Genomic DNA, 24,475 nt, shown 5'->3' on the forward strand with positions numbered 1-24,475 from the left:
AGGTGGTGGCGTATCGAAGGCCGGGATTCGAAATCGACCGATTCGGGGGCCGCGGCCCTGGCCTTTTGCGCGCCATGGCCGTGCGGCGCATAGGGCACCCAATCGTCCGTATCAGCGCACGACGCACTGCGATGGGTGGAGATGTAATCGGCCAGGCGATTTTGTATGGCGGCTTCATCCCAGACCGCAGGCGGGGCGGAAAATGCCTGAAACGTCTTGCTTGGCGCGGCGGCAGGTTTTCTCTTCTTTTTCAGGACATGATGGGCGGCAGCCCTGAAATGCTTTTTTGTTGTGGAGACGGCGGCTTCTCCCGGGGGCAGAATCTGCTTTTTCCTGCCGTCCGCCAGAAACTGCAGCTGGCCCCCGCCATTGGGGTAGGGGACATACTGGGCGTAAAGGGTCGACGGAAGATTTGCCGGCGGCTGGCCCGGGTCCACCTCGATATCGCAAGACCGGCGGGAGGAGATGGAAACCAGGGGCAGCGTCATGGCAAGTTCCTAGATATATCCGTCCAATATTGATATATCTGGAACTTGTAAGGGCATTCAAACGAAGTTTTGAATGCCGGCGCGAAGTCGCGCCTTCGTTGCTCAGGTCTCGCGCGGCCGGTCGAGCTGGAACTGCAGGTGTGCCCGCACCGTCGGCCATTCGGTATCCAGGATGCTGAAGACCACGGTGTCGCGCAGCGTGCCGTTCTTGGTGATGCGGTGGTTGCGCAGGATGCCGTCCTGTTTCGCACCCAGGCGGGCGATGGCGGCCCGGCTGGCATGGTTGAAGAAGTGGGTGCGGAACTCCACCGCCACGCAGCCCAGGCCGTCGAAGGCATGGCCGAGCAGCAGGCGCTTGGCCTGGGTGTTGAGGGCGGTGCGCCGCACGCTGGGGCGGTACCAGGTGCTGCCGATCTCCAGGCGCCGGTTGGCCGCGTCGATCTCCATGAAGGTGGTCATGCCGGCGAAGCGGCCTGCGGCATCGCGCACGGTAAAGGGCAGCATGCGGCCGGCGCGCTGCAGGCCGAGGCGGCGTTCGATCTCGGCTTCCACGGCTTCGGGCGCGGGGATGTCGGTGGTCCACTGGCGCCAGATCTCGCCTTCGGCCACGGCCTCGCGGGCCTCCGCCGCGTGGGCGGCGGTGAGCGGTTCGAGCGAGGCGAAGGGGCCGCGCAGATGCACGGATTCGAAGGGGCTTTGGAGCGGCGTGAGAGCTGTGGTCATGTCAGCGGTTGCGGGCGTTCATCGCCACCAGTTTTTCGAAGAGGCTCAGGTCCTGTTCGTTCTTGAGCAGGGCGCCGATCAGCGGCGGCACGGCGATCTTGCCGTCGGCGCCCTGCAGGCTTTCCAGCGGCACGTCCTCGGCCAGCAGGAGCTTCAACCAGTCCAGCAGCTCGGAGGTGCTGGGCTTCTTCTTCAGGCCCGGCAGGTTGCGCACCTCGTAGAACAGGCGCAGGGCGGCGGCCAGCAGATCGCCCTTCAGGCTGGGGAAATGCACGTCCACGATCTGCTGCATGGTCGCCGGATCGGGGAAGCGGATGTAGTGGAAGAAGCAGCGGCGCAGGAAGGCGTCGGGCAGTTCCTTCTCGTTGTTGGAGGTGATGAAGACGAGGGGCCGGTGCTTCGCGCGGATCAGCTCGCGGGTCTCGTAGCAGTAGAACTCCATGCGGTCGAGTTCACGCAGCAGGTCGTTGGGGAATTCGATGTCGGCCTTGTCGATCTCGTCGATCAGCAGGGCCACCGGTTCGTCGGCGGTGAAGGCCTGCCAGAGCACGCCCTGCACGATGTAATTGCGGATGTCGCGCACCCGCTCACCCGACTCCGAGCCCGCCACCGAGGCCAGCTGGCTGTCGCGCAGGCGGCTCACCGCGTCGTACTCGTAGAGCCCCTGCTGGGCCTTGGTGGTGGACTTGATGTGCCACTGCAGCAGCGGCATGCCGAGCGCGCCGGCCACCTCCTCGGCCAGCAGCGTCTTGCCGGTGCCGGGCTCGCCCTTGACCAGCAAGGGCCGCTGCAATGCGACGGCGGCATTGACCGCCAGCATCAGGTCGGCGGTGGCGACGTAGTTCGATGTTCCCGTAAATCTCATGGGTTCCCGTGGCGCGGTCAGGCGCAAAAAAGTGAGCTTCCATGCGGGTAATCCGCGAGGCCGCGGCAGGCCTTTTCAGAGGGGGCCACGTCTATACTCGTTGCACAAAGGACGTGAACCTTCCAACGGAATTGTGCGCGTAAAAATGATCCAGCTGACCACCACGATGAAGGCGCTCGCGCTGGCCTTCGGCGTCGCCGCGATGTTGCCGGCGGCCCATGCCCAGGAAGTCCAGGGCGATGCCAAGGCGGGCGCCCGCAAGGTCGACATGTGCATCGGCTGCCACGGCATCGTGGGCTACCAGGCGAGCTTTCCGGAGGTCTACAAGGTTCCCAAGATCTCCGGCCAGAACGCCAAGTACCTGGGCAGCGCGCTCAACGCCTACCGGGCCGGCGAACGCAAGCATCCCACCATGCGCGGCATCGCCGACAGCCTGAGCGACCAGGATATCGCCGACGTCTCGGCCTACTACGAAGCGCACGGCAAGGAGTCCGGCACTTCGCCCCTGCCTTCCGAGGCTTCCCGCCAGCCGAGCGCGCAGGTGGATGCGCTGATCAAGAAGGCGGCCTGCGTGACCTGCCATGGGGCGAACTTCTCCAAGCCCATCGATGCGGCCACACCCAAGCTTGCCGGGCAGAACGCTGACTATTTGTATGTCGCCCTGCGGTCCTACAAGACCGAGAACAATGCCCAGTTCGGGCGCAGCAATGGGGTGATGGCGGGGATCGCCAGGCAGTTCTCCAATGCCGAGTTGAAGGCCATGGCGGGGTATATCGCTTCGCTGGATGGGGAGCTGAAGACGGTGCCTGAAGCGCGGTTTCACTCGCAGCGCTAGTTTGTTGGCTCGGGTGGCTTTTTGGGTTGTCTCCTTGGCGGAGGGCGGGGCTGGGGCTGCGCGCCCCAGACCGCGCTCACTTTCTTTGCTTCGCCAAAGAAAGTAAGCAAAGAAAGGCGACCCGGCTGCGGGAGTCCCCCTCCTTCGGAGGGGGCACGCTGCGGTGCTCGCAAAAGCGGGGTCCACGACAACTCGCTTCGCTCAAACAGGTCGTGGCCCTGATCCGCTTTTGCTCCGCTCCTCGCTCACCCGCAGACGGGACCCGGGGAGCGGGGACAGCCACTGCTTCGCAGGGCGACGGGCCTTCGCTGCGCTCGGCCTCTGATTGATCAATACCCGCCCTTTGCGACGCCCGGTCTTTCAGTGGAGGCCGAGCGCAGCGAAGGCCCGTTGCGCTGCGAAGCAGCCGCTGTCCCCGTATCCGGGTCCCGTGAGCCCGAGAGCGAGGAACGGAGCAAAGGCGGATCAGGGCCACGACCTGTTTGAGCGAAGCGAGTTGTCGTGGACCCCGCCTTTGCGAGTACCGCAGCGGTGCCCGAAGGGCCTCGGGTGTCGGGTCGCCTTTTCTTTGCTTACTTTCTTTTGGCGAAGCAAAAGAAAGTGAGCGCGGTCTGGGGCGCGCAGCCCCAGCCCCGCCCTCCGCAGGAGTAGCAAAAGAACCCAAGCTCAATCTTGAGTAGCCCGCCGCTGCACGCAGGCCACATAAGACTCCCCATCCGGCGGCCTCCCAGCCCGCTGACTCTCCCAAAGCATCTTCCCCAGGCAATCCATCGCCTCATGGTGCGCGTCATGCAGCGATCTCCGCCGCCGGGCCAGCAGCTCCACCGCCTGCCGGATCCCGCGCGGCTGGTCGATCGAGCATTGCTCGCTGATCGACAGGTGCATCGAAAGGTGCAAAAAAGGATTGAGCTGATCGCTCCCCGCCGGATAGACCCGCGCAACGGCGGCATCCGCATCCGACAGATCGGCGTGGTACTCCGGATGCTCGGCCGTCCACATCGAGGCCAGGGTTTCCAGCGCCTCCATCGCGTGGCCGTCGCGGGCCTTGGCATGGGCGGTACAGAAGAAGCGGCGGACGTCCGATTGGCTGGGCTGGAACATGGGCGCGCAGCGTAGCACGCGTGCCAAAGCCGCGGCAGACGATGTACTTATGTGCAGATCCCAGGCGTGTTTTTGGCCTCCGGTCTTGGCTATTTCGGGCCCATGAAGCCGGCCGATCCTTGCGCTTTGTCGCCGGAGAATTTTGGCGGATGCCATCCATACAGATGGTTTCTGAACCGTGTGCCTGCATGCAGATGCCACACGAAAGACCAAAAAATCCGAACACGACCATGAACCCATGTCCAGGCCCCAACGGCCGCCGCGATTTCCTCGAATTGCTCGCCCGCTCATCGGCGGGTGTCTTTGCCGTCACCTCAGCCGGAGCGCTCGTGGCCTGCGGCGGCAGCGGGGAGCCCGGAACCATCATCCCGCCGGGCCTGACTCCTGCGCCCGCGCCCGCGCCGGCGCCCGCCGTGGTGCAGCCGACGCCGGCGCCGCCGGTGTTCACGTCCGCCCCACATCTGCTGGTGGCGCCCATCGGGCGGCCGGTGGTCTGGGCGGTGCCGGCGGTGACCGGCTATCCGGCTCCCACCATCAGCTACGTGCTGAGCAATCAGGATGGCGTGCAGCGCGCCACGGCTTCTGGCACCTACACGCCGCAGGTCGAAGGAGAATTGCTGACCCTCGTGGCCACCGCGATCAACGCGAGCGGCCAGGCCAGCGCCACCAGCAACACCATCGCGGTGACGATTCCGCTGCCGATCACCGCCAGCTTCACGGCGTCCACCACCAGCGGGCAGATTCCGCTGACGGTGTCGTTCACCGATACATCGACGGGTGGGCCATTCAACTGGTCCTGGGAGTTCTTCGGTGCCGGCCTGGTGCAGTCGGGCGATCAGAACCCCAGCTATGTGTTCCGCGAGCCCGGCACCTACACCGTGAAACTGACGGCCATCAATCCCAGCGGCGGGCAGGACACGGCCACCCGGCAGGCCCTCATCACCGTGAGCGATCGCAGCTACGCGGCCCGTTCCTCGACGGTCAGCCGCTTCGCCGAAGGCGTGGAAGACGTGATGTATTTGCCGAATGCAGAACGCGTGGCCGCGGCCGAAGGCGGGCTGTTCTTCGACTTCGCGGCATCCGAGCCGACGGCGCTGCAACAGTGCGTATCCCAGATGCAGAGCGCAACCCGGTACTCCGACCAGCCGAGCGCGCGCAAGCTGATTTGCACCCAGGACGGCGGTTTCAGTGCTACCTGGGCAGTGGCGAGCAGGCCGGTCTACGACGCGGCAAGACCTATGATGCTGCGGTGCTGGTGCTCGGACAACGTGCTGGGTTTCTTCACCTTGACCATCGGCAATGGCGGCGCCAACAGCCAGTCGTGGTTCGTCACCAAATGGGGCTTCAAGCGCGGCTGGAATACCCTGGTGCTGGCCGGGCCGAACGACACGACGGTGCGCAACTATGTGGATCACGAAGGAACCAGTTGGGTTGGCCCGGCGCAAGGCAATCCTGCCGGCATGCATGGCTTGCCGATCGCCAGCATCGTGGTGACGGGGGCGGCGGTCGATGGCCTGCCATGGCCGGTGGGAGCAGCCATCGTGCTCGACCGCATCGAATTTCCTTCCCGGGTCAAGCCGATCCTGTCGTGGAGCTTCGACCAGATCTCCGGCAATCTGTACCAGGGCAAGAGCATCTTTCTCGATCTGTATATGCCCCTGTTTGCCAAATACGGGCTGGTGGGCGATGCACGTTTTCTCACCGTGGCCCGATTCGGCGAACTGCAGGCAGTGGCTGCGGGCTGGGGGCTCACCAACGGCACCTATCAGCGTGTGAGCGTCCTGGCCAACGAGCAGCAGGCGCTCGACGATTATGGCAACAACAACACGGCCATGGTGCAGGCCGGACTGCAGCCCGTGGACTTCGGCTGCATGCCCGGCCATGACAACGGCGGCGATGCATCCTGGGTGCTTGCGGCGCTGGCCCAGTTGGGCTCGCCGAAATTCCTGCGTGGATCGTCGCAACGCACCATCTACCACGGCAGCTCGGGGCACAACAACCGAGGCCATCTGTTCGGCATCTTCGACCAGGACGGCGACGACACTTCCGACGGTGCCCAGGCCTACATCGACGGCATGATCGCCTTCGGGGCCATGGCTGCCTGTTCTCGCACACCGACAACTGGAGCGCGGACAAGGCAGTGGCCACCGAACAGGTACTGGCCTACATCCGGCAGAAGGTGGATGCAGGGGCGATCGACTTTCTTCCGCTGTCCGCGCTGGGCACGCAGCGCTCGATGGCCCGGGCGCTGCTCGGATGGATGTAGCGCGACGCGCGGGGTAGGGGGAAAACCTGCTGGGGGCAGGAGCGGTGGCGTGGCCGGTTACACTCCGGCCGCGACAACGAATCTTGAACACTTGTTCGCCATAAGAACAAGTTCCACCCAAGCCCGCCTTGAGGCGGGTCCAGGAGACTCCTTCCATGATCGACAAGATTGCGGCCAGCGTGGCCGAGGCGCTGGCCGACGTGCGCGACGGCTCGACGGTGCTGATCGGCGGCTTTGGCACTTCCGGCAACCCCATCGAACTCATCGACGGCCTGATCGCCCAGGGCGCGAAAGACCTGACGGTGGTCAACAACAACGCCGGCAATGGCGACACCGGCCTGGCCGCGCTGCTCAAGACCGGCCGCGTGCGCAAGGTGATCTGCAGCTTCCCGCGCCAGGCCGACAGCTACGTCTTCGACGAGCTCTACCGCGGCGGCAAGATCGAGCTGGAGCTGGTGGCCCAGGGCAATCTGGCCGAGCGCATCCGCGCCGCCGGTGCCGGCATCGGCGCCTTCTTCTGCCCCACCGGCTTCGGCACCGAACTGGCCAAGGGCAAGGAGACCCGCGAGATCGACGGCAAGCAGTACGTGCTGGAGATGCCCATCCACGGCGACGTGGCGCTGATCAAGGCCGAGGCCGGCGACCGCTGGGGCAACCTCACCTACCGCATGGCGGCGCGCAACTTCGGGCCGGTGATGGCCACTGCCGCCAAACTCACCGTCGCCACGGTGCATGCGGTGAAGGAGCTGGGCGAACTCGATCCCGAGGCCATCGTCACGCCCGGCATCTTCGTCAACCGCATCGTCAAGATCGACCGCGTCGCCACCCAGGCCGGCGGTTTCAAGCAGGCCGCCTGAGGAGACACGCACATGGCTTACCAGAAACGCACGAAAGACGAGCTGGCCCGGCGCGTCGCGCAGGACATCTTCGACGGCGCCTATGTCAACCTCGGCATCGGCCAGCCCACGCTCGTCGCCAACCACATCCCCGCTGGCCGCGAAGTCATCCTGCAGAGCGAGAACGGCATCCTGGGCATGGGCCCGGCGCCGGCCAAAGGCCAGGAAGACTACGACCTGATCAACGCCGGCAAGCAGCCGGTGACGCTGCTGGCCGGCGGCGCCTTCTTCCACCATGCCGACAGCTTCGCCATGATGCGCGGCGGCCATCTGGACATCTGCGTGCTGGGCGCCTTCCAGGTCTCGGCCACCGGCGACCTGGCCAACTGGAGCACCGGCGAGCCGGGCGCGATCCCCGCCGTGGGCGGCGCCATGGACCTGGCCATCGGCGCCAAGCAGACCTGGGTGATGATGGATCTGCTGACCAAGCAGGGCGCCTCCAAGGTGGTGCAGCAGTGCAGCTATCCGCTGACCGGCCTGGGCTGCGTCAAACGCATCTATTCCGACCTGGCCACGCTGGCCTGCACACCGCAGGGCCTGCAGCTGATCGATGCCGTCGAGGGCCTGGGGCTGGAGGAACTCTCCACGCTGGTCGGCCTGCCGATCGCAGCGCCCGCCGCCTGATCCCATCCCAACACCGAGAGACAAACAGGATTCCCATGAGCCAGAACGCCTTCATCTGCGACGCCATCCGCACGCCCTTCGGCCGCTACGGCGGTGCCCTGTCCTCCGTCCGCGCCGACGACCTGGGCGCCGTGCCCCTCAAGGCGCTGATGGCGCGCAACCCGGGCGTGGACTGGGCGGCGGTCACCGACGTCATCTTCGGCTGCGCCAACCAGGCCGGCGAGGACAACCGCAACGTGGCCCGCATGTCTTCCCTGCTGGCCGGCCTGCCGCTGGAGCTGCCCGGCGCCACCATCAACCGCCTCTGCGGTTCGGGCATGGACGCCATCGGCACGGCGGCCCGGGCGATCAAGTCCGGCGAAGCCGGTTTGATGATCGCGGGCGGCGTGGAAAGCATGAGCCGCGCGCCCTTCGTCATGCCCAAGGCCGAGTCGGCCTTCAGCCGCGCCAATGCGGTGTACGACACCACCATCGGCTGGCGTTTCGTCAACAAGCTGATGAAGCAGATGTACGGCGTGGATGCCATGCCCGAGACGGCCGAGAACGTGGCAGACGACTACAAGATCGACCGCCTGTCGCAGGACAGGATGGCCCTGGCCTCGCAGCAGAAGGCCGTGGCCGCGCAGAAGGCCGGCTACTTCGATGCCGAGATCACGCCGGTCACCATCCCGCAGAAGAAGGGCGATGCGGTCGTCGTCTCCAAGGACGAACATCCGCGCGACACCAGCATGGAAGCCCTGGCCAAGCTGAAGGGCGTGGTGCGCCCGGACGGCACGGTGACCGCCGGCAACGCCAGCGGCGTGAACGACGGCGCCTGCGCCCTGCTGCTGGCCGACGAGGCCTCGGCCAAGGCCCATGGCCTGACCCCGCGCGCCCGCATCGTCGGCATGGCCACGGCCGGCGTGGCGCCGCGTGTGATGGGCATCGGCCCGGCGCCGGCCACGCAGAAGGTGCTGGCCCTGACCGGCCTCTCGCTTGCACAGATGGACGTGATCGAGCTGAACGAAGCCTTCGCCGCGCAAGGCATCGCCGTGCTGCGCATGCTCGGCCTGCAGGACGACGACCCGCGCGTGAACCCCAACGGCGGCGCGATCGCGCTGGGCCATCCGCTGGGCGCCTCCGGCGCCCGCCTGGTGACGACGGCCGTCAACCAGCTGCACCGCGGCGGCGGTCGCTACGCGCTGTGCACCATGTGCATCGGCGTGGGCCAGGGCATCGCGGTGGTGCTCGAACGCGTCTGAGCGCGGCCATCCAATAACAAGATTCAGGGACGAAAAAAATGAGCAAGAAGACACAGGCAACGGTGGTCAGCGGCGCCAGCTCCGGCATCGGCCGCGCCATCGCCGAGGCCCTGCTCGCCCAGGGCCGCACCGTGGTCAACCTCGACTACAACCTGCCCGACTGGCAGCATCAGAACCTGGTCTCCTTCCAGGCCGACCTGACCAGCGAGCAGGCCACCCGCGAGCGCGCCGCCGAGATCGCCGCCGCCTACGAGGTGGTGGCCCTGGTCAACAACGCCGGCGCGACCCGGCCCGGCACCATCGACACGGCCACCACGGCGCAGCTCGACGACGTGGTCGGCCTGCACCTGCGCGCCCCCATGCTGTTGGCCCAGGCCTTTCTGCCCTCGCTGCGCGCCAGCGGGCAGGGCCGCATCGTCAACATGTCCTCGCGCGCCGCGCTGGGCAAGGTGGACCGCATCGTCTATTCGGCCACCAAGGCCGGCATGGTGGGCATGACCCGCACCATGGCCATGGAACTGGGCCGCGACGGCATCACCGTCAATGCGATCGGCCCGGGCCCGATCGCCACCGAACTCTTCCGCAAGAGCAATCCCGAGGGCGCGCCGCAGACGCAGCGCATCCTCGACAGCATCGCCGTCGGCCGCATGGGTACGGCAGAGGACGTGGCCCGCGCCGCGCTCTTCTTCCTGGCACCCGAGAACGGCTTCGTCACCGGGCAGATCCTCTATGTCTGCGGCGGCACCACCCTGGGTCAGGCGCCGGTCTAAGAGCGCCACCCCGGGTATTTCCTTTCCGGCCACCGGAATTTTTTGCGGCTTTCGCCGCGACCAGAGACGACGCCCGCGCACGACGGGGGCGCCGTCGCGTCCCCCAAGGAGTGAAGACATGACCATCCGTATTTCCAGCCTGCCGCGCCGCGCGCTGCTCGCCACCGCCGCCTTCGCCGCCGCCGCCTGCGCCCTGCCGGCGCTGGCCCAGTCGGCCGCGGGTTTCCCGAACAAGCCGATCACCATCATCGTGCCCTTCGCCGCAGGCGGCACCACCGACATCCTGGCGCGCCTGGTCGGCCAGTACCTGGGCAACGAGCTGGGCCAGTCGGTCATCGTGGACAACCGCGTGGGCGCGGGCGGCAACATCGGCGGCCAGCTGGCCGCGCGCTCGCCGGCCGACGGCTACACCCTGTTCATGGGCACCGTGGGCACGCATGCGATCAACCAGTCGCTCTACAAGAAGATGCCCTTCGACCCGATCAAGGACTTCGCGCCCATCTCGCGCGTGGCCAATGTGCCCAACCTGCTGGTGGCCAACCCGCAGCAGCCCTTCAAGAACGTGCAGGAGCTGATCGCCTATGCCAAGGCCAATCCGGGCAAGATCAACTTCGGCTCCTCGGGCAACGGCAGCTCCATCCACCTGTCGGGCGAGCTGTTCAAGATGATGACCAAGACGGACATGATCCACGTGCCCTACAAGGGCAGCGCGCCGGCCATGAACGACCTGCTGGGCAACCAGATCGCCATCATGTTCGACAACATGCCCTCCGCCATCCAGCATGTGCGCGCCGGCAAGCTGCGTCCGCTGGCCGTGACCACCGCCAAGCGCTCGCCCGAGCTGCCCGACGTGCCGACCATCGCCGAAGCCGGCGTGCCCGGCTACGAGGCCACCTCCTGGTTCGGCCTGCTGGCGCCGGCCGGCACGCCGGCCGACATCGTCAACAAGATCGATGCCGCGCTGATCAAGGTCTATGGCAACCCCGAGCTGAAGAAGAAGATCGCCGACCAGGGCGCCGAGCCGGTGGTGGAGAAGCCGGCCGAATTCGCCGCCTTCATCAAGGCCGAGACGGCCAAGTGGGGCAAGGTCGTGAAGGAATCCGGCGCCACCCTGGACTGAGCACGCGGCGTCTGCAGGAATGCGCCGCCGGGCCTATGCTCGGCCTTCGGCGCACACCGCCCGGCCCGGCGCCACCCTTGTGTGGCGGCCGGGCTTTCTTCATCCCAGCAAGGATCCAAAACATGACCATCGACCGCCAGGCCCTGAACCAGCTCTTCCTCGACGCCCGCACCGCCAACGGCTTCACCGACCAGCCGGTGCCCAAGGAACTGCTGGAAGAGGCCTACGAACTGGCCCGTTTCGCGCCCACCTCCATGAACACCCAGCCCACCCGCTACGTGTTCCTGACCACGCCCGAGGCCAAGGCCCGCCTGCTGCCGGCCCTGTCGCCCGGCAATGTGGAGAAGACCCGCGGCGCGCCGGTCACGGTGATCGTGGCGACCGACACCCAGTTCTACGAATACATGCCCCAGATCTGGCACGGCGAGGGCGCGCGCGAGATGTTCGCCGGCAATGCGCCCATGGCCCAGGCCACCGCCACCCGCAACGGCACGCTGGGCGGCGCCTATTTCCTGCTGGCCCTGCGGGCGGTGGGCCTGGATGCCGGGCCGATGAGCGGCTTCGACATCGCCCAGGTCAATGCCGAGTTCTTCCCCGACGGCCGGCTGCAGGCCAATTTCCTGATCAACGTGGGTTATGCCGACACCAGCAAGACCTTCAACCGCAATCCGCGCCTGAGCTTCGAGCAGGCCGTGACGGTGCTCTGAGGCACAAAAAAGCGCCCGCCGGCATGAAGCCGGCGGGCGCCAGGGGGCGCCGGGGAAGGCGCCAGGTGTTCTGATGGATCAGAAGGTCAGGGCGTCGCCTCGTTCGATGGCGCCCGAGCGTTCGGCCTGCATGGCGGCCTGGCGCACGGCGGCGCGGTCGGCGCCGCTGCTGCGGACGGCCGGCACGGTCGAGCCGTAGCCTTCGCCGCTGTTCTGCAGGGCGACACGGGAGCTGCCGGCCAGGCTGGCGGCCTGGTTGGCGGCGAACGAGCGGTTCGACTGGACTTGCACGGCCTGGCTTTGCAGGGTGTCGCTGTCGCCCACGGGAGCGGCTTGTGCGGCGACGCCGGCGGCGAGCAGGGAAGCGATGGCGGCGGCCTGGAGCAGATTGCGGGTCTTCATGATGAGTTTCCTTCGGATGAGTTGATGTTTTTGCTTTTCCGTCGTCCCGCTTTCAGGCCGGGGCGCCGTCTCGGTGTGTCGTAGCGTTTCGGTTGCGGCCCATCGATGTGATGAACTTTAGGCTTGTGACGGCTTGGTGAAAACCCGGCGCGGGGCAAATCACCATTGCTGGAAATGGAATAATTCATCAGCGGCGTCCGACATACGGGCCGGTTTGCACGGGTGAAATCGCATGGATCGGCTGCAATCGATGAAGGTATTCCAGAGGGTGGCCGACGAAGGCAGCTTCGCGGCGGCCGCCCGGGCGCTCGACCTGTCGCCGGCGGCGGTGACCCGGCTGGTCAGCGACCTGGAGCGCCACCTCGGCACCCGGCTGCTGCAGCGCACGACGCGGCGCATCGCGCTGACCGAAGCGGGTGACCATTACCTGACCCGGCTGCGTGCCATCCTCGCCGAGCTGGAGGAGGCGGAGATCGCCGCCTCCGCCTCCAGCCGGGAGCTGCGCGGCGTGCTGCACATCGTCACCACGCCGGTGCTGGCCTCCTATTTCCTGGCGCCGCGGGTGGCCGCCTGGAGCCGGCGGCATCCGCGGGTGGTGCTGGACATCACGGCCGACGCCATGCCGCAGAACCGGGTCGAGGAGTTCGATCTGACCTTTCTCATCGAAGAGGAAAACTTCGACGCCAACCTGGTGGCGCGGCCGCTGATGCATGGCGAATGGATCCTCTGCGCCTCGCCGGACTACCTGGCCCGTGCCGGCACGCCGCGCGAGCCGCAGGACCTGCGCGAGCACAGCTACCTGCGCCACCAGCGCCGCCCGAGCGGCCGCCGCCTGCGCCTGCTGCCCGAGGGCGGCGCGGGCGAGGCGGTGGAGGTCGATGTGCGGGTGACGCTGCAGTCCCAGCATTCCGACGTGCTGCACCGCGCCGCGCTCGACGGTGCCGGCGTGGCGCTGCTGTCGCGCCTGCTCACCGCGCCGCAGATCGCCACCGGCGACCTGGTGCAGGTGCTGCCCGACTGGATGGGCGGCCGCTACACCCTGTTCGGCGCCATGCCGAGCCGCCAGCTGGTGCCGGCGCGCACCCATGCCTTCCTGGAATTCCTGCGCGAGCCTTTCGAGCAGCCGCGCGGGCTGCTGCGGCGGGTGGCGGTCTAGCCTTCAGAGCTGGTCCGCGGCCCCGCCGAAGCCGTTCTGGCGCCAGGCCTCGAACACCGTCACCGCCACCGCGTTCGACAGGTTGAGGCTGCGCTGCCCCGGCAGCATCGGCAGGCGCAGCCGTTGCGCTGGCGGAAAGAATCCATCCCGCAAATCCGCCGGCAGGCCGCTGGTCTCGGAGCCGAAGACGAACCAGTCGCCGGGCCGGAAAGCCAGGCCGTGGGCCGGCTGGCTGGCCCGGGTGGTCAACGCGAACATGCGCTCGCGCGCCGGCCGGGCATCGTCCAGCAGGGCCTGCCAGCTGGCGTGGCGGCGCACCTCGGCGAACTCGTGGTAATCGAGGCCGGCGCGGCGCAGCAGCCGGTCTTCCATCGAGAAACCCAGGGGCTCGACCAGATGCAGCCGGCAGCCGGTATTGGCCGCCAGCCGGATCACATTGCCGGTGTTGGGCGGGATCTCGGGCGCGACAAGGACGATGTTGAACATGGCGGCGATTGTGCTGGCTGGCGGCACCCGGGTTCGCATCGGTCGTTCGATGGTTCTCGTCGCGCAATTCGAAAGAGTTCTTCGACAGGACGCGCGTCTTTTCGTGCAAGGCGGCACTGCCGAGGTCAAAGGCTCATGGAATCGGTGCTCTTCCAACCGATGTTCCAAGGACGCCAATGGCCTATCCCTCTTCCGCGGCACCCACCGTTCCCACCTTCGCCGCTCCCGGCAACCCGCCGGAGGAGCACTTCGACGCCGAAGCCTGGGAGCTCACGCCCGAGACGCTGGCCGGACTGCTCCAGGCGGGCGGCGAGCAGGTCGGCAACATGCTGCGGCTCATGAGCACCTCCGTCGCGCAGATCCTGCGGCGGACACCGGACCGGGGCGAAGCGGTGGTGAAACTGGGCCTGCCCGGCGGTGTCGCGGTCCACATCGTGCGCAGCCTCAATTGGGAATCCCTGGCGGCCAGCCTGCGGCTCGACCGCGACAGCTCCCACCGCCTGTCGCAGGAGGCCTTCGGCAATGCCGTCTTCGTGGCCTCCTACCGCCATGTCGCCGAGGACGAGCCGGAGGCGGCCGATGCCCCGCCGCTGGACGCAGCCACCCAGGCGAAGGTCGACCGGCTCAAACGCGAACTGCGCAAGCACGCCAACGCCCGGCGCGACCTCAAGGCCTATTTCGGCGAGGCGCAGGTGCGGGCCCGCGCGCCGCGCCTGGCGCAGATCGCCTCCGCCGCGGTGGACGGCATCCTGGCCAGCCCGCCGGACCAGGCGGTGGACATGGACCTGCACATCCTGAACTACCTCTTCGCCACCGGCGCGGAAGCGATGACGGGCAGGGCGGTGGATCTGTCCCGCCATGCCGAGACCTTCCGCCGGTCCATCGCCACCATGGCGGCCACGGTGGGGTCGCCCTGGAAGTCCACCCTGGGGGCGCTCAACCAGGGTCTGGCGCGTTTCCTGGCACGCCATGCCACCCGCGCCCGCGGCCAGCTGCACGAGATGGCGCGCGACCTGGCCGGCGCGGCGCTGGGCCAGGCGGCGCCCAACCTGGTGGTCGACATCGTGCGCATGCATGGTTTCGTCCCCGCCGGCGTCACGCCGGAGCAGCTCAAGAGCGAGGATTTCCAGCCGGTGCTGGACGACATCGCCATGGAGTTCGCCGCCACCGTCTTCACCACTTCCAGCCTGATGATGCTGGTGCTCAACCATTTCATCGCCCGCCCGGCCGAGCTGCAGGCATTGCGCCAGCAGCTGGAGCAGGACTTCCCGCAGGGCGTGCAGGGCGTGGAGGAGCTGTACAACCTGCCTTCGACCCGCGCGCTGTTCCTGGCCTTCCTGGGCAACCTGCCGATCAACGTCGCCGCGCGCGGCGCCGTGGAAGACATCCGCTATACCGACAGCGATGGACAGGAGCACCTCATTTGTGCCGGGGACGCGGTGCTCTTCGACCTGCCGACGCTCCAGCGCAAATGCCTGGGCCCGATGCGCGAGCTGCTGGAGAACGCCGGGCCCCAGGCCGCGCTCTTCGACTTCCTGGACCTGCGCCGCAACGGCGGCCTGCTGCCGATGTTCTTCTCCGGGCCGACCATGTGCCCCGGGCGCTACACGGGCATCTTCACCGCCGCGCGTTTCCTGCTCGAACTGCTGCACCGCTGCGAGCTGTCCTATTACGCGGGCGGGGAAGTGCCAGTGAACTACGGCGTGGTCAACCGGCTCGGGGGCGATCCCCGCATGCGGGTGGAGGCACGCGACCGGTGGTTCGACGCGGAGGAACCATGGGGCTGCCCGGCGATGCAGGCGCAGCTGCATGAACTGTTGTGGGGAGCGCCCGGGCTGAGCGATGCGGATGCGACGGAGCTGGAAGCGGCCGCGCTGCCCCCGCCGCCGGCGGCGGCGCCGGCCTGCCCGATGCGGCCGCATCCCCTGCCGCTCTGAAACCGGCGTTCAGGGCCGCGGCGTGCGCGCCACGACCAGGGCCGAGACCGATGCCGCCCCGGCGGCACGCAGCACCCGGGCGGCTTCGTGCAGCGTGGCGCCGCTGGTCATCACATCGTCGACCAGCAGCAGGCGCCGTCCCCGGACCCGGGCGGCCCGCGCCGGCTCCAGGGCGAAGGCCCCGCGCACATGGCTGCGGCGGGCCTGGCGGTCCATGCCGCTCAGCGCGGCGGTATGGCGGATGCGCAGCAGCGTGGCGGTGTCGCACTTGGACGGCGCGAGCCGGCGGGCGATCAGCGCCGACTGGTTGAAACCCCGCTCCCGCAGGCGCAGCGGCGACAGCGGCAGGGGCAGCAGCAGTTCGGCGTCCTCGATGGCCGTCGCCGCACCGGGCATGCGGCGCAGCAACTCGGCCAGGGCGCGCGCCAGGCCGGCCTCGCCGCGGAACTTGAGGGCGGCGATGCCGCGGTCCCAGGGAAAGCCGTAGTCCACCGCGGCCAGGCAGGCATCCAGCGGCGGCGGCTGGCGCACGCAGGCGCCGCAGCGCGGCAGGCCGGCGGGCAGGGCGATGGCGCAGCTGGCGCAGCGGTGCACCGGGCGGGCGAAACGCCGCAGGCAGTCCTCGCAGAAGCTGCTCGCCGGCCAGGCGGCGCAGACCCGGCAGGCCGCGGCCGGCCCGGGCAGGGCGGCGAGCCAGCGGGTCATTCGGGCGGCGAGCGGGCGGAACATGGCGCGGCTCAATATACTCGGCGGCCCTGCCGGCCCGGCACCGTTTTCCGGCCGAGCCGACCCCGATCGCCCCATGGCCCCGCCCGCTTCCGCCCCCACGACCTTCCCCCGACCATCGCCGCGCCGGCCGCCCGGCACTGGCAGGACCTGCCCCCGCTGGGCGCGCCCGCCTCCCCCTGGCTGCACGAAGAGGTGGCGCGGCGCATGGCGCAGCGGCTGGAATGGATCGTCACCCGACCCAAACGCTGGGCCCACTGGTTCGCCCTGCGCGGCGGGCTCGAAGGCCATGCCCTGGTGCAGCAGCGTTATGCCGATGCCGGCTTCGACGTGGTGGAAGCCACGCCCGAACGCGCCGCCGCCGCCCGCGCCGCGCTGGAAGCGCCCTGGTGGAGCCCGCGCCGCTGGGGCGTGGGCGCCTCGGCGCCGCGTTTCCTGGCCGCCACCGAGGCCCTGCCGGCGCAGCGCAGTGTGGACATGCTCTGGGCCAACATGGCGCTGCACGCGGCCGCCGACCCGCAGGCCCTCATCGCCCAATGGCAGCAGGCGCTGGCGGTCGACGGCTTCCTGATGTTCTCCTGCTTCGGCCCGGACACCCTGCGCGAGCTGCACCGGGTCTATGCCGAACTCGGCTGGCCGCCGGCCGGCCATGCCTTCACCGACATGCACGACTGGGGCGACATGCTGGTGCACGCCGGTTTCGCCGAGCCGGTGATGGACATGGAGCGCATCGTGCTGACCTACGACAGCCCCGAACGCCTGCTGGCCGAACTGCGCGAGATCGGCCGCAACCTGCATCCGGGGCGCTTTCCCGCGCTGCGCGGTCGGCGTTTTCGCGAGCGGCTGCTGCAGGTCCTGGCCGAGCGCCTGGCCAGCCCCGCCGAGGACGGCCGCCTGGTGCTGACCTTCGAGATCGTCTACGGCCATGCCTTCAAGCCCCTGCCCAAGGCGCGCCTGGCGGCCGAAAGCGCCGTCGGCCTGGAAGACATGCGCCGCATGCTGCGCGGCAAGCGCTAGAAGCCCACGCGCGCCGGCCGCGAAACCCGCGTCAACACAGGCTTTCCCGCCCGTGCGGACCCGGGGTTGCACGGGTATCGCCAAAAAGGTGCCGCGATAGAATCGCAGCCACTCTCGGGCCTCGGGCGCCTGCCTGCGGCACTGTCTTACCCACATCCATACGTGTCCAACCTCGTCCTCCGCTTCGCCACCGTATCGGGCCAGGGCCTGCACTGGTTGCTCAAGCGCAACTGCTCGGTCACGCCGGTGCAGCTGGGTTGGGTGTATGCATCGCTCTGCCTGCTCTCGGCCGCGATCGCCGCCTTCTGCTGGACGCTGGGCGCCCATTTCGTCACCACCTTCGCCGGCCTGGAGCTGGCCGCCGTCGGTGTCGCCTTCCTGGTCTACGCCCGCCACGCCACCGACGGCGAGCGCATCTCGCTCACCGACGCCCGCCTGGTCATCGAACGCGAGACCGCCGGCCGGCTGGAGCGGGCGGAATTCCGGCGCGAATGGGTACGGGTCGAACCGGCGGAGGGCGATGGTTCGCTGATCCGTGTTTCGGCCCAGGGGAAATCGGTCGTGGTGGGCCGCTATGTGCGGCCGGAACTGCGGCCGGCGCTGGCCACCGAGATCCGCAAGGCCTTGCGGGCGGCCTGAAGGCCGCTGCCGGCGAGTCCGCGCGGATCGCGTGCCCCACGCCCGGTGCGACGCAAGTTTGGTTTTGAGAACGACACACAAATGAAGACGATGAAGCGCATCTCAAAGAAGCTCGCCAAGGCCCTGCCCCTGGCGGCCGCCGGCATCGCCAGCGCCGCCCATGCGGTGGGCGACCTGCCCGGCGGGCCGTCGGTGCGCCAGCTGAACCTGCCGGTCGGTGTCACCGGCATCTCGCAGGACCAGCATCTGCTGCACACCGGCATGCTGATCACCTGCACCGTGATCTTCGTGGCCGTCTTCGCGGTGATGTTCTATTCCATCTGGAAGCACCGCAAATCCAAGGGCTACCAGGCGGCCAACTTCCACGAGTCGGTGGCCGTCGAGATCGCCTGGACGGTGATCCCCTTCCTCATCGTCATCGTGATGGCGCTCACCGCCACCAAGACCCTGGTGGCGCAAAAGGACACCACCAACGCCGACCTCACGATCAAGGCCACCGGCTACCAGTGGAAGTGGGGCTACGACTACCTGAACGGCGAGGGCGCCGGCCTGGGCTTCATCTCCACGCTGCTGCCGGCGCACCGCGAGATGTCCAACAACGGCGCCAAGGGCACCATCCCCGACAACTACCTGCTGGAGGTGGACAACCCCCTGGTGGTGCCGGTGGACAAGAAGATCCGCATCATCACCACCGCCAACGACGTGATCCACGCCTTCGCGGTGCCGCAGTTCGGCATCAAGCAGGACGCCATTCCCGGCTTCGTGCGCGACACCTGGTTCCGCGCCGAGAAGACCGGCGACTACTACGGCCAGTGCCAGGAACTCTGCGGCAAGGAGCACGCCTACATGCCGATCCATGTGAAGGTGGTCTCGGCGGCCGACTACACCGCCTGGGTGGCCGACCAGCAGAAGAAGGCCGCGGCCAAGCTCGACGACCCCAACAAGGTCTGGACCCTGCCCGACATGCTGGCCCGCGGCGAGAAGGTCTACGCCGCCAACTGCGCCGCCTGCCACCAGGCCAACGGCAAGGGCGGCGGCCCGGTCAAGGCGCTCGACGCCGACGAGAAGGTGCTCAACGCCGACCACACGGTGCAGATCCACGTGCTGCTCAACGGCCAGAACAACAACACCATGCCTTCGTGGAAGCAGCTGAGCGACACCGACATCGCCGCCGTCATCACCTACACCAAGAACAGCTGGTCGAACAAGACCGGCCAGCTGGTGCAGCCCTCCGAAGTGCTGGCGCAGCGCAACAAATAAGACCGGCAGGAAGACACCATGAGCGCAGTCATCGACCACAGCCCGACCGATCCGACGGGCCACGGCCACGCTGGCCACGACGAGCACGAACACCATGGCGCGCCGCACGGCTGGCGCCGCTGGGTGTTCGCCACCAACCACAAGGACATCGGCACGCTCTACCTGCTGTTCGCCTTCGCCATGCTGATGGTGGGCGGCGTGCTGGCCCTGCTGATCCGCGCCGAGCTGTTCCAGCCGGGGCTGCAGCTGGTCAATCCCGAGCTGTTCAACCAGCTCACCACCATGCACGGGCTGATCATGGTGTTCGGCGCCATCATGCCGGCCTTCGTGGGCTTCGCGAACTGGATGATCCCGCTGCAGATCGGCGCATCCGACATGGCCTTCGCGCGCATGAACAACTTCAGCTTCTGGCTGATGATCCCGGCCGCGATCATGCTGGTGACCAGCTTCCTGCTGCCCGGCGGCGCGCCCGCCGCCGGCTGGACGCTCTATGCGCCGCTCACCCTGCAGATGGGCCCCTCGATGGACTCCGGCATCTTTGCGATGCACATCCTGGGCGCCAGCTCGATCATGGGCTCGATCAACATCATCGTGACCATCCTCAACATGCGCGCCCCCGGCATGACGCTGATGAAGATGCCGATGTTCGCCTGGACCTGGCTGATCACCGCCTACCTGCTGATCGCCGTGATGCCGGTGCTGGCCGGCGCCATCACCATGACGCTGACCGACCGCCACTTCGGCACCAGCTTCTTCAACCCTGCGGGCGGCGGCGACCCGGTGATGTACCAGCACATCTTCTGGTTCTTCGGCCACCCCGAGGTCTACATCATGATCCTGCCGGCCTTCGGCATCATCAGCCAGGTGGTGCCGGCCTTCGCCCGCAAGAAGCTCTTCGGCTACGCCTCGATGGTGTATGCCACCTCGTCCATCGCCATCCTGAGTTTCATCGTCTGGGCGCACCATATGTTCACCACCGGCATGCCGGTGACCGGGCAGCTGTTCTTCATGTACGCCACCATGCTGATCGCGGTGCCCACGGCGGTGAAGATCTTCAACTGGATCGCCACCATGTGGCAGGGCTCGATGACCTTCGAGACGCCGATGCTCTTCGCCGTCGGCTTCATCTTCGTCTTCACCATGGGCGGCTTCACCGGCCTGATCCTGGCCATGGCGCCGGTCGATATCCAGCTGCAGGACACCTACTACGTGGTGGCGCACTTCCACTACGTGCTGGTGGCGGGCAGCCTGTTCTCGATGTTCTCGGCCGTCTACTACTGGGCGCCGAAATGGACCGGCGTGATGTACGACGAGCGCCGCGGCAAGCTGCATTTCTGGTGGTCGCTGATTTCCTTCAACGTCACCTTCTTCCCGATGCACTTCCTGGGCCTGGCCGGCATGCCGCGCCGTTATGCCGACTATCCGATGCAGTTCGCCGACTTCAACGCGGTGGCCTCGGTCGGCGCCTTCTTCTTCGGCTTCGCCCAGGTCTACTTTTTCGTCTTCATCGTGCTGCCCATGATGCGCGGCAAGGGCGAGCCGGCGCCGCAGCGGCCCTGGGAAGCGGCCGAGGGGCTGGAGTGGGAAGTGCCCTCGCCGGCGCCCTTCCACACCTTCGAGACGCCGCCCAAGCTCGACGCCACCGCCACCCGCATCATCGGCTGAGCCGCCCCCGCCATGACACCGGAACAGAAACGCGCGAACCGCCGCCTGGGGCTGATCCTGGCCTCGATCGCCGCGGTGTTCTTCATCGGCTTTTTGGCGCGCGCCGCCTTGTACGCCCGCTAGGGCCGCCGATATGAAACTGCGCGGCCACAACACACGCATGCTGGGCAAGCTGCTGGTCGTGGCCGGCGGCATGTTCGCCTTCGGTTATGCGCTGGTGCCGCTCTACAACGCGATCTGCGAGGCCACCGGCATCAATGTGCTGGCCAAGTCCGAACTCAACCTGCCCGGCGCCGCGCGGCTGCCGGCCAACACCCAGGTCGATACCAGCCGCACCATCACAGTGGAGTTCGACGCCAATGCGCGCGGGCCCTGGTCCTTCCGCCCCGCCGTGTCCTCGTTGAAGGTGCATCCGGGCGAGCTGGCCACGGTGATGTACGAGTTCCAGAACACCCAGGACCGGCGCATGGCCGCCCAGGCCATCCCCAGCTACGCGCCGCAGCAGGCCATGGCGCACTTCAACAAGCTGCAGTGCTTCTGCTTCAACCAGTACACGCTGGATCCGGGCGAGAAGAAGCAGTGGCCGGTGGTGTTCGTCATCGATCCGCAGCTGGCCAAGGACGTGAACACCATCACCTTGTCCTATACCTTCTTCGAGGTCGGCGGCCGAACGCCGCCGGCACCGTCATGACGGACGCGACCAAGCCATCCGTGCTGCGGACGCTCAAGGCCGTGGCCTGGTCCTTCATCGGACTGCGCAAGGCCAGCGGGCTGGACGAGGACACGCGGCTCAATCCGCTCATCGTCTGCGCCGTGGGCATCGCCGCCACCTTCGTGCTGGTGATCGGCCTGATGGTGCTGGTGCGCTGGATGGTCTGAGCCGGTCAACGCCCAAGAAAACAACGATTCCAGGAGCCAGAAACCCCATGAGTGCCCATACCAGCAACGCCACGCCGTATTACTTCGTGCCCGGTGCCTCGCGCCATCCGGCGCTGGCCGCGGCGGGACTCTTCTTCGTGATCCTGGGTGCCTCGCAATGGATCAACGGCCACGAATGGGGCATGTACTCGCTGGCCGCCGGCATGATCGGCTGGCTCTTCGTGCTCTACCAGTGGTTCCGCGACGCGGTGGCCGAGAGCGAGGGCGGGCTCTACGGCTACAAGGTGGACCTGTCCTTCCGCTGGAGCGTGTCCTGGTTCATCTTCTCGGAGGTGATGTTCTTCGGCGCCTTCTTCACCGCGCTGTGGTGGGCCCGCTCGCATTCGGTGCCGGCCCTCGGCAGCATCGACAACGCCCTGCTCTGGCCCGGCTTCAAGGCCGTCTGGCCCAGTGTGGCCGCGGGCATGACGGCCGCGCCCGGCGGCCTGGTCGAGCCCTTCGAGACGGTCGGCCCCTTCTGGCTGCCGACCATCAACACCGCCCTGCTGCTGACATCGGGCGTGACCCTCACCATCGCCCACCACGCCCTGCGCGAAGGGCACCGCGCCCGCACCCTGGCCTTCATGTGGGCCACCGTCATCCTCGGCGTGATCTTCCTGTGCGTGCAGGGCTACGAGTACCACCATCTCTACACCGAGATGAACCTCAAGCTCAGCTCCGGCGTGTACGGCTCGACCTTCTTCATGCTGACCGGCTTCCACGGCTTCCACGTCTTCATCGGCATGCTGATGCTGCTCTTCATCACCCTGCGCCTGCGTAAGGGCCATTTCACGCCCGAACGCCATTTCGGCTTCGAGGGCGCGGCCTGGTACTGGCACTTCGTGGACGTGGTCTGGCTGGGGCTGTACACGCTGGTGTACTGGATGTGAGGGCGGCCGCCCGGCCCCCTGGACGAAAGGCGCCGCGAGGCGCCTTTTTTGCTGCCTTGCGGGACGCTTACTGACCTACCGGCAAGCCGGTCGGCCGGATATAACCCATCTTCCAAGCGACCAGGATGCAGATGAACAGCAGCACCGAGAAGCCCACCCGCAGCGCCAGCGCACGTGCCATGCCGCCGGACTTGGGCCGGCCTTCGCGGCCGTCGCGCAGCATGAAGAACAGGGCCGCGCCCAGGCTCGCCAGGATGGCCAGGAAGCCGAGTGCGATCAGCAGTTTCATGCACGGGATTATCCGGTGAGCCCCCCGGCCGTCCGCGCGGGTTTTCCACGCCGGGGCCGGCGTTTCTGGTGCATCACCGCGGCGGCGCTGCTGGGCATGCTGGTGACCGCCGCGCTGGGCCGCTGGCAGCTGCAGCGCGCGGCGCAGAAGGAGGCGATCGAGGCCTCCATGGTCCAGCGCGAGGCGCTGCCGGAACTCGACGGCAGCTCGCTCGCGGCCGGCGACACGGCCGCACTGCTGGACCGCCGGGTGCACCTGCGCGGCCGCTGGCTGGCGCAGCGCACGGTCTACCTGGACAACCGGCAGATGTTCGGCCGGCCCGGATTCTTCGTCTTCACGCCGCTCGAACTGTCGCCGCAGCTGGTGGTGCTGGTGCAGCGCGGCTGGATCCCGCGCAACTTCGAGGACCGCTCCCGCCTGGTGCCGATCCAGACGCCGGACGGCCCGGTCGAGCTGCACGCCCGCATCGCCGGCCCGCCTTCGCGGCTCTACGACTTCCACAGCGCGGCCGAGGGGGATTCGCCGATCCGGCAAAATCTCGACCTGGCCGCGTTCCGCCACGAGACCGGCCTGCCGCTGGTGGCCCTCACCGCCGTGCAGACCGGCGCGGCGGGTGAAGGCCTGCAGCGCGAGTGGCCGCCCGTCACCCTGGGCGTGGAACGCCACTACGGCTACGCCTTCCAATGGTTCGGGCTTTGCGCCCTCATCGTCTTCCTCTATGCCTGGTTCCAATTCATCCGACGCCCGCGCGCTGCCTGAGGCAGCGCCGCAAGCGCCCGGCCATTTGCTGGACCTGGCGGTGCATGCGCTGCCCGAGCCGGGTGGCGAGTTGGCGGCGGGTTCGACCTCGCGCGGACGCTGGAAGATGCTGTTCATCCTGGCGGTGTGCGCGGCGCCGGTGGTGGCCTCCTACTTCACCTTCTACGTGGTGCGGCCGCAGAGTCATCGCAGCTACGGCGAGCTGATCGCCGAGCAGCCGGCACTGCCCGATCTGGTCGCGCGGCAGCTCGATGGCGGCGCGGTGCGCCTGCCCTCGCTGGCCGGGCAATGGCTGCTGGTCAGCGTGGCCGGCGGCGCCTGCGGCGCGGACTGCGAGCAGCGTCTCTACCTGCAGCGCCAGCTGCGCGAGAGCCTGGGCAAGGAGCGCGACCGGCTGGACTGGGTCTGGCTGGTGGACGACGAAGCGCCGGTCGCCGCCACGCTGCAGCCCGCCCTGGCCCAGGCCACGGTGCTGCGCCTGCCGGCCGCCGACATCGCCCGCTGGCTGCAGCCCGAGGCCGGCCACCGGCTGACTGACCACCTCTACCTGGTCGATCCGCTGGGCCACTGGATGATGCGTTTTCCCGCCGCCATGGACATGGCCGGCGCCGCCAAGGCCAAACGCGATCTCGACCGCCTGCTGCGCGCCGCCGCCTCCTGGGACCGCGAAGGCCGCTGATCCCGTTTCCTTTTCC

The 24,475-nt window shown here is 67.9% G+C and carries 30 protein-coding genes and 1 pseudogene; 22 read left to right on the top strand and 9 right to left on the bottom strand.

Features of this window, described 5'->3' with window-relative positions; translation table 11 throughout:
* Window positions 1-74: 74 nt before the first annotated feature.
* On the top strand, window positions 75-521 hold the full coding sequence (locus GT347_RS16205; RefSeq protein WP_160553198.1) for a hypothetical protein: 447 nt from the start codon (window positions 75-77) through the stop codon (window positions 519-521).
* Window positions 522-590: 69 nt separating this feature from the next.
* On the opposite strand, the gene GT347_RS16210 is transcribed toward GT347_RS16205, so the two are convergent.
* Together GT347_RS16210 and GT347_RS16215 are read right to left on the bottom strand one after the other, a co-directional pair.
* The gene (locus GT347_RS16210; RefSeq protein WP_160553199.1) at window positions 591-1,211 is read right to left on the bottom strand and encodes a GNAT family N-acetyltransferase; all 621 of its coding nucleotides are present in this window, start codon (window positions 1,209-1,211) and stop codon (window positions 591-593) included.
* Between the two features lies 1 nt (window position 1,212).
* The gene (locus tag GT347_RS16215) at window positions 1,213-2,076 is read right to left on the bottom strand and encodes an AAA family ATPase (RefSeq protein WP_160553200.1); all 864 of its coding nucleotides are present in this window, start codon (window positions 2,074-2,076) and stop codon (window positions 1,213-1,215) included.
* Between the two features lie 145 nt (window positions 2,077-2,221).
* Between GT347_RS16215 and GT347_RS16220 the strand changes: the two genes are divergently transcribed.
* Window positions 2,222-2,911, top strand: a complete 690-nt coding sequence (locus tag GT347_RS16220) for a c-type cytochrome (protein WP_160553201.1) — start codon at window positions 2,222-2,224, stop codon at window positions 2,909-2,911.
* A 666-nt stretch (window positions 2,912-3,577) separates the two neighbouring features.
* On the opposite strand, the gene GT347_RS16225 is transcribed toward GT347_RS16220, so the two are convergent.
* Together GT347_RS16225 and GT347_RS27585 are read right to left on the bottom strand one after the other, a co-directional pair.
* A complete protein-coding gene (locus GT347_RS16225; protein ID WP_160553202.1) occupies window positions 3,578-4,012 on the bottom strand; it encodes a DUF1841 family protein in 435 nt (144 codons plus the stop codon).
* 589 nt (window positions 4,013-4,601) lie between these two features.
* On the bottom strand, window positions 4,602-4,775 hold the full coding sequence (locus tag GT347_RS27585; protein ID WP_229722339.1) for a hypothetical protein: 174 nt from the start codon (window positions 4,773-4,775) through the stop codon (window positions 4,602-4,604).
* Here GT347_RS27585 and GT347_RS28080 point away from each other — a divergent pair.
* A pseudogene (locus GT347_RS28080) lies at window positions 4,765-4,887 on the top strand (hypothetical protein); the annotation flags it as partial. The gene GT347_RS27585 and the pseudogene GT347_RS28080 sit on opposite strands and share 11 nt — an antisense overlap.
* Window positions 4,888-4,970: 83 nt before the next feature.
* Here GT347_RS28080 and GT347_RS16235 read toward each other — a convergent pair.
* Window positions 4,971-5,183: a hypothetical protein gene (locus GT347_RS16235; protein WP_160553203.1), complete on the bottom strand. Its 213-nt coding sequence runs from the start codon at window positions 5,181-5,183 to the stop codon at window positions 4,971-4,973.
* A 969-nt stretch (window positions 5,184-6,152) separates the two neighbouring features.
* Between GT347_RS16235 and GT347_RS27860 the strand changes: the two genes are divergently transcribed.
* The 7 genes from GT347_RS27860 to GT347_RS16265 all read left to right on the top strand — a co-directional run bounded on the left by GT347_RS27860 (window position 6,153) and on the right by GT347_RS16265 (window position 11,636).
* Window positions 6,153-6,278: a hypothetical protein gene (locus tag GT347_RS27860; RefSeq protein WP_268236181.1), complete on the top strand. Its 126-nt coding sequence runs from the start codon at window positions 6,153-6,155 to the stop codon at window positions 6,276-6,278.
* 155 nt (window positions 6,279-6,433) lie between these two features.
* Window positions 6,434-7,135, top strand: a complete 702-nt coding sequence (locus GT347_RS16240; RefSeq protein WP_160553204.1) for a 3-oxoacid CoA-transferase subunit A — start codon at window positions 6,434-6,436, stop codon at window positions 7,133-7,135.
* A gap of 12 nt (window positions 7,136-7,147) precedes the next feature.
* A complete protein-coding gene (locus GT347_RS16245; protein ID WP_160553205.1) occupies window positions 7,148-7,798 on the top strand; it encodes a 3-oxoacid CoA-transferase subunit B in 651 nt (216 codons plus the stop codon).
* Window positions 7,799-7,833: 35 nt separating this feature from the next.
* Window positions 7,834-9,039 (top strand): 3-oxoadipyl-CoA thiolase, encoded by a 1,206-nt coding sequence (gene pcaF / locus GT347_RS16250; RefSeq protein WP_160555390.1) that lies wholly within the window; start codon window positions 7,834-7,836, stop codon window positions 9,037-9,039.
* 38 nt (window positions 9,040-9,077) lie between these two features.
* Window positions 9,078-9,809, top strand: a complete 732-nt coding sequence (locus tag GT347_RS16255) for an SDR family NAD(P)-dependent oxidoreductase (RefSeq protein ID WP_160553206.1) — start codon at window positions 9,078-9,080, stop codon at window positions 9,807-9,809.
* Between the two features lie 118 nt (window positions 9,810-9,927).
* Complete coding sequence (locus GT347_RS16260) at window positions 9,928-10,929, top strand: Bug family tripartite tricarboxylate transporter substrate binding protein (protein ID WP_160553207.1); 1,002 nt, start codon at window positions 9,928-9,930, stop codon at window positions 10,927-10,929.
* Between the two features lie 122 nt (window positions 10,930-11,051).
* The gene (locus tag GT347_RS16265) at window positions 11,052-11,636 is read left to right on the top strand and encodes a malonic semialdehyde reductase (RefSeq protein ID WP_160553208.1); all 585 of its coding nucleotides are present in this window, start codon (window positions 11,052-11,054) and stop codon (window positions 11,634-11,636) included.
* Window positions 11,637-11,714: 78 nt separating this feature from the next.
* On the opposite strand, the gene GT347_RS16270 is transcribed toward GT347_RS16265, so the two are convergent.
* Complete coding sequence (locus GT347_RS16270; protein WP_160553209.1) at window positions 11,715-12,038, bottom strand: hypothetical protein; 324 nt, start codon at window positions 12,036-12,038, stop codon at window positions 11,715-11,717.
* A 250-nt stretch (window positions 12,039-12,288) separates the two neighbouring features.
* On the opposite strand from GT347_RS16270, the gene GT347_RS16275 reads away from it, so the two are divergent.
* Window positions 12,289-13,194 carry a LysR family transcriptional regulator gene (locus GT347_RS16275; protein WP_326830359.1) on the top strand — a complete coding sequence of 302 codons (906 nt, stop codon included), beginning with the start codon at window positions 12,289-12,291 and terminating at the stop codon, window positions 13,192-13,194.
* A 3-nt stretch (window positions 13,195-13,197) separates the two neighbouring features.
* On the opposite strand, the gene GT347_RS16280 is transcribed toward GT347_RS16275, so the two are convergent.
* Complete coding sequence (locus tag GT347_RS16280) at window positions 13,198-13,680, bottom strand: tRNA (cytidine(34)-2'-O)-methyltransferase (protein ID WP_160553211.1); 483 nt, start codon at window positions 13,678-13,680, stop codon at window positions 13,198-13,200.
* 176 nt (window positions 13,681-13,856) lie between these two features.
* Here GT347_RS16280 and GT347_RS16285 point away from each other — a divergent pair, with 176 nt between their 5' ends.
* A complete protein-coding gene (locus GT347_RS16285) occupies window positions 13,857-15,617 on the top strand; it encodes a hypothetical protein (protein WP_160553212.1) in 1,761 nt (586 codons plus the stop codon).
* 9 nt (window positions 15,618-15,626) lie between these two features.
* On the opposite strand, the gene GT347_RS16290 is transcribed toward GT347_RS16285, so the two are convergent.
* Window positions 15,627-16,346 carry a ComF family protein gene (locus tag GT347_RS16290; protein ID WP_160553213.1) on the bottom strand — a complete coding sequence of 240 codons (720 nt, stop codon included), beginning with the start codon at window positions 16,344-16,346 and terminating at the stop codon, window positions 15,627-15,629.
* Between the two features lie 204 nt (window positions 16,347-16,550).
* On the opposite strand from GT347_RS16290, the gene GT347_RS16295 reads away from it, so the two are divergent.
* The 8 genes from GT347_RS16295 to GT347_RS16325 all read left to right on the top strand — a co-directional run bounded on the left by GT347_RS16295 (window position 16,551) and on the right by GT347_RS16325 (window position 22,732).
* On the top strand, window positions 16,551-17,360 hold the full coding sequence (locus tag GT347_RS16295; protein WP_407704100.1) for a biotin synthase: 810 nt from the start codon (window positions 16,551-16,553) through the stop codon (window positions 17,358-17,360).
* A 162-nt stretch (window positions 17,361-17,522) separates the two neighbouring features.
* Window positions 17,523-17,999, top strand: a complete 477-nt coding sequence (locus tag GT347_RS16300) for a DUF2244 domain-containing protein (RefSeq protein ID WP_160553214.1) — start codon at window positions 17,523-17,525, stop codon at window positions 17,997-17,999.
* A gap of 90 nt (window positions 18,000-18,089) precedes the next feature.
* Window positions 18,090-19,259: a cytochrome c oxidase subunit II gene (gene coxB, locus GT347_RS16305; protein WP_160553215.1), complete on the top strand. Its 1,170-nt coding sequence runs from the start codon at window positions 18,090-18,092 to the stop codon at window positions 19,257-19,259.
* A gap of 18 nt (window positions 19,260-19,277) precedes the next feature.
* A complete protein-coding gene (gene ctaD, locus GT347_RS16310; RefSeq protein ID WP_160553216.1) occupies window positions 19,278-20,924 on the top strand; it encodes a cytochrome c oxidase subunit I in 1,647 nt (548 codons plus the stop codon).
* A gap of 12 nt (window positions 20,925-20,936) precedes the next feature.
* On the top strand, window positions 20,937-21,047 hold the full coding sequence (locus GT347_RS27590; protein ID WP_229722340.1) for a cytochrome oxidase small assembly protein: 111 nt from the start codon (window positions 20,937-20,939) through the stop codon (window positions 21,045-21,047).
* 10 nt (window positions 21,048-21,057) lie between these two features.
* Window positions 21,058-21,615: a cytochrome c oxidase assembly protein gene (locus GT347_RS16315; RefSeq protein WP_160553217.1), complete on the top strand. Its 558-nt coding sequence runs from the start codon at window positions 21,058-21,060 to the stop codon at window positions 21,613-21,615.
* Window positions 21,612-21,803: a DUF2970 domain-containing protein gene (locus GT347_RS16320; RefSeq protein ID WP_160553218.1), complete on the top strand. Its 192-nt coding sequence runs from the start codon at window positions 21,612-21,614 to the stop codon at window positions 21,801-21,803. The genes GT347_RS16315 and GT347_RS16320 overlap by 4 nt, the downstream gene beginning before the upstream one ends.
* 47 nt (window positions 21,804-21,850) lie before the next feature.
* On the top strand, window positions 21,851-22,732 hold the full coding sequence (locus tag GT347_RS16325; protein WP_160553219.1) for a cytochrome c oxidase subunit 3: 882 nt from the start codon (window positions 21,851-21,853) through the stop codon (window positions 22,730-22,732).
* Between the two features lie 67 nt (window positions 22,733-22,799).
* On the opposite strand, the gene GT347_RS16330 is transcribed toward GT347_RS16325, so the two are convergent.
* The gene (locus tag GT347_RS16330) at window positions 22,800-23,021 is read right to left on the bottom strand and encodes a twin transmembrane helix small protein (protein ID WP_195812355.1); all 222 of its coding nucleotides are present in this window, start codon (window positions 23,019-23,021) and stop codon (window positions 22,800-22,802) included.
* Window positions 23,022-23,117: 96 nt separating this feature from the next.
* Between GT347_RS16330 and GT347_RS16335 the strand changes: the two genes are divergently transcribed.
* Window positions 23,118-23,780, top strand: coding sequence for an SURF1 family protein (locus tag GT347_RS16335; RefSeq protein WP_160553220.1), 663 nt, complete (start codon window positions 23,118-23,120; stop codon window positions 23,778-23,780).
* Entirely contained in the window at window positions 23,740-24,459 is a 720-nt protein-coding gene (locus GT347_RS16340; protein WP_160553221.1) for a hypothetical protein, read from the top strand. Before GT347_RS16335 ends, GT347_RS16340 begins: the two co-directional genes overlap by 41 nt.
* The last annotated feature ends 16 nt before the right edge of the window (window positions 24,460-24,475 follow it).

It is taken from the genome of Xylophilus rhododendri (assembly GCF_009906855.1).
GTDB lineage: Bacteria > Pseudomonadota > Gammaproteobacteria > Burkholderiales > Burkholderiaceae_C > Xylophilus > Xylophilus rhododendri.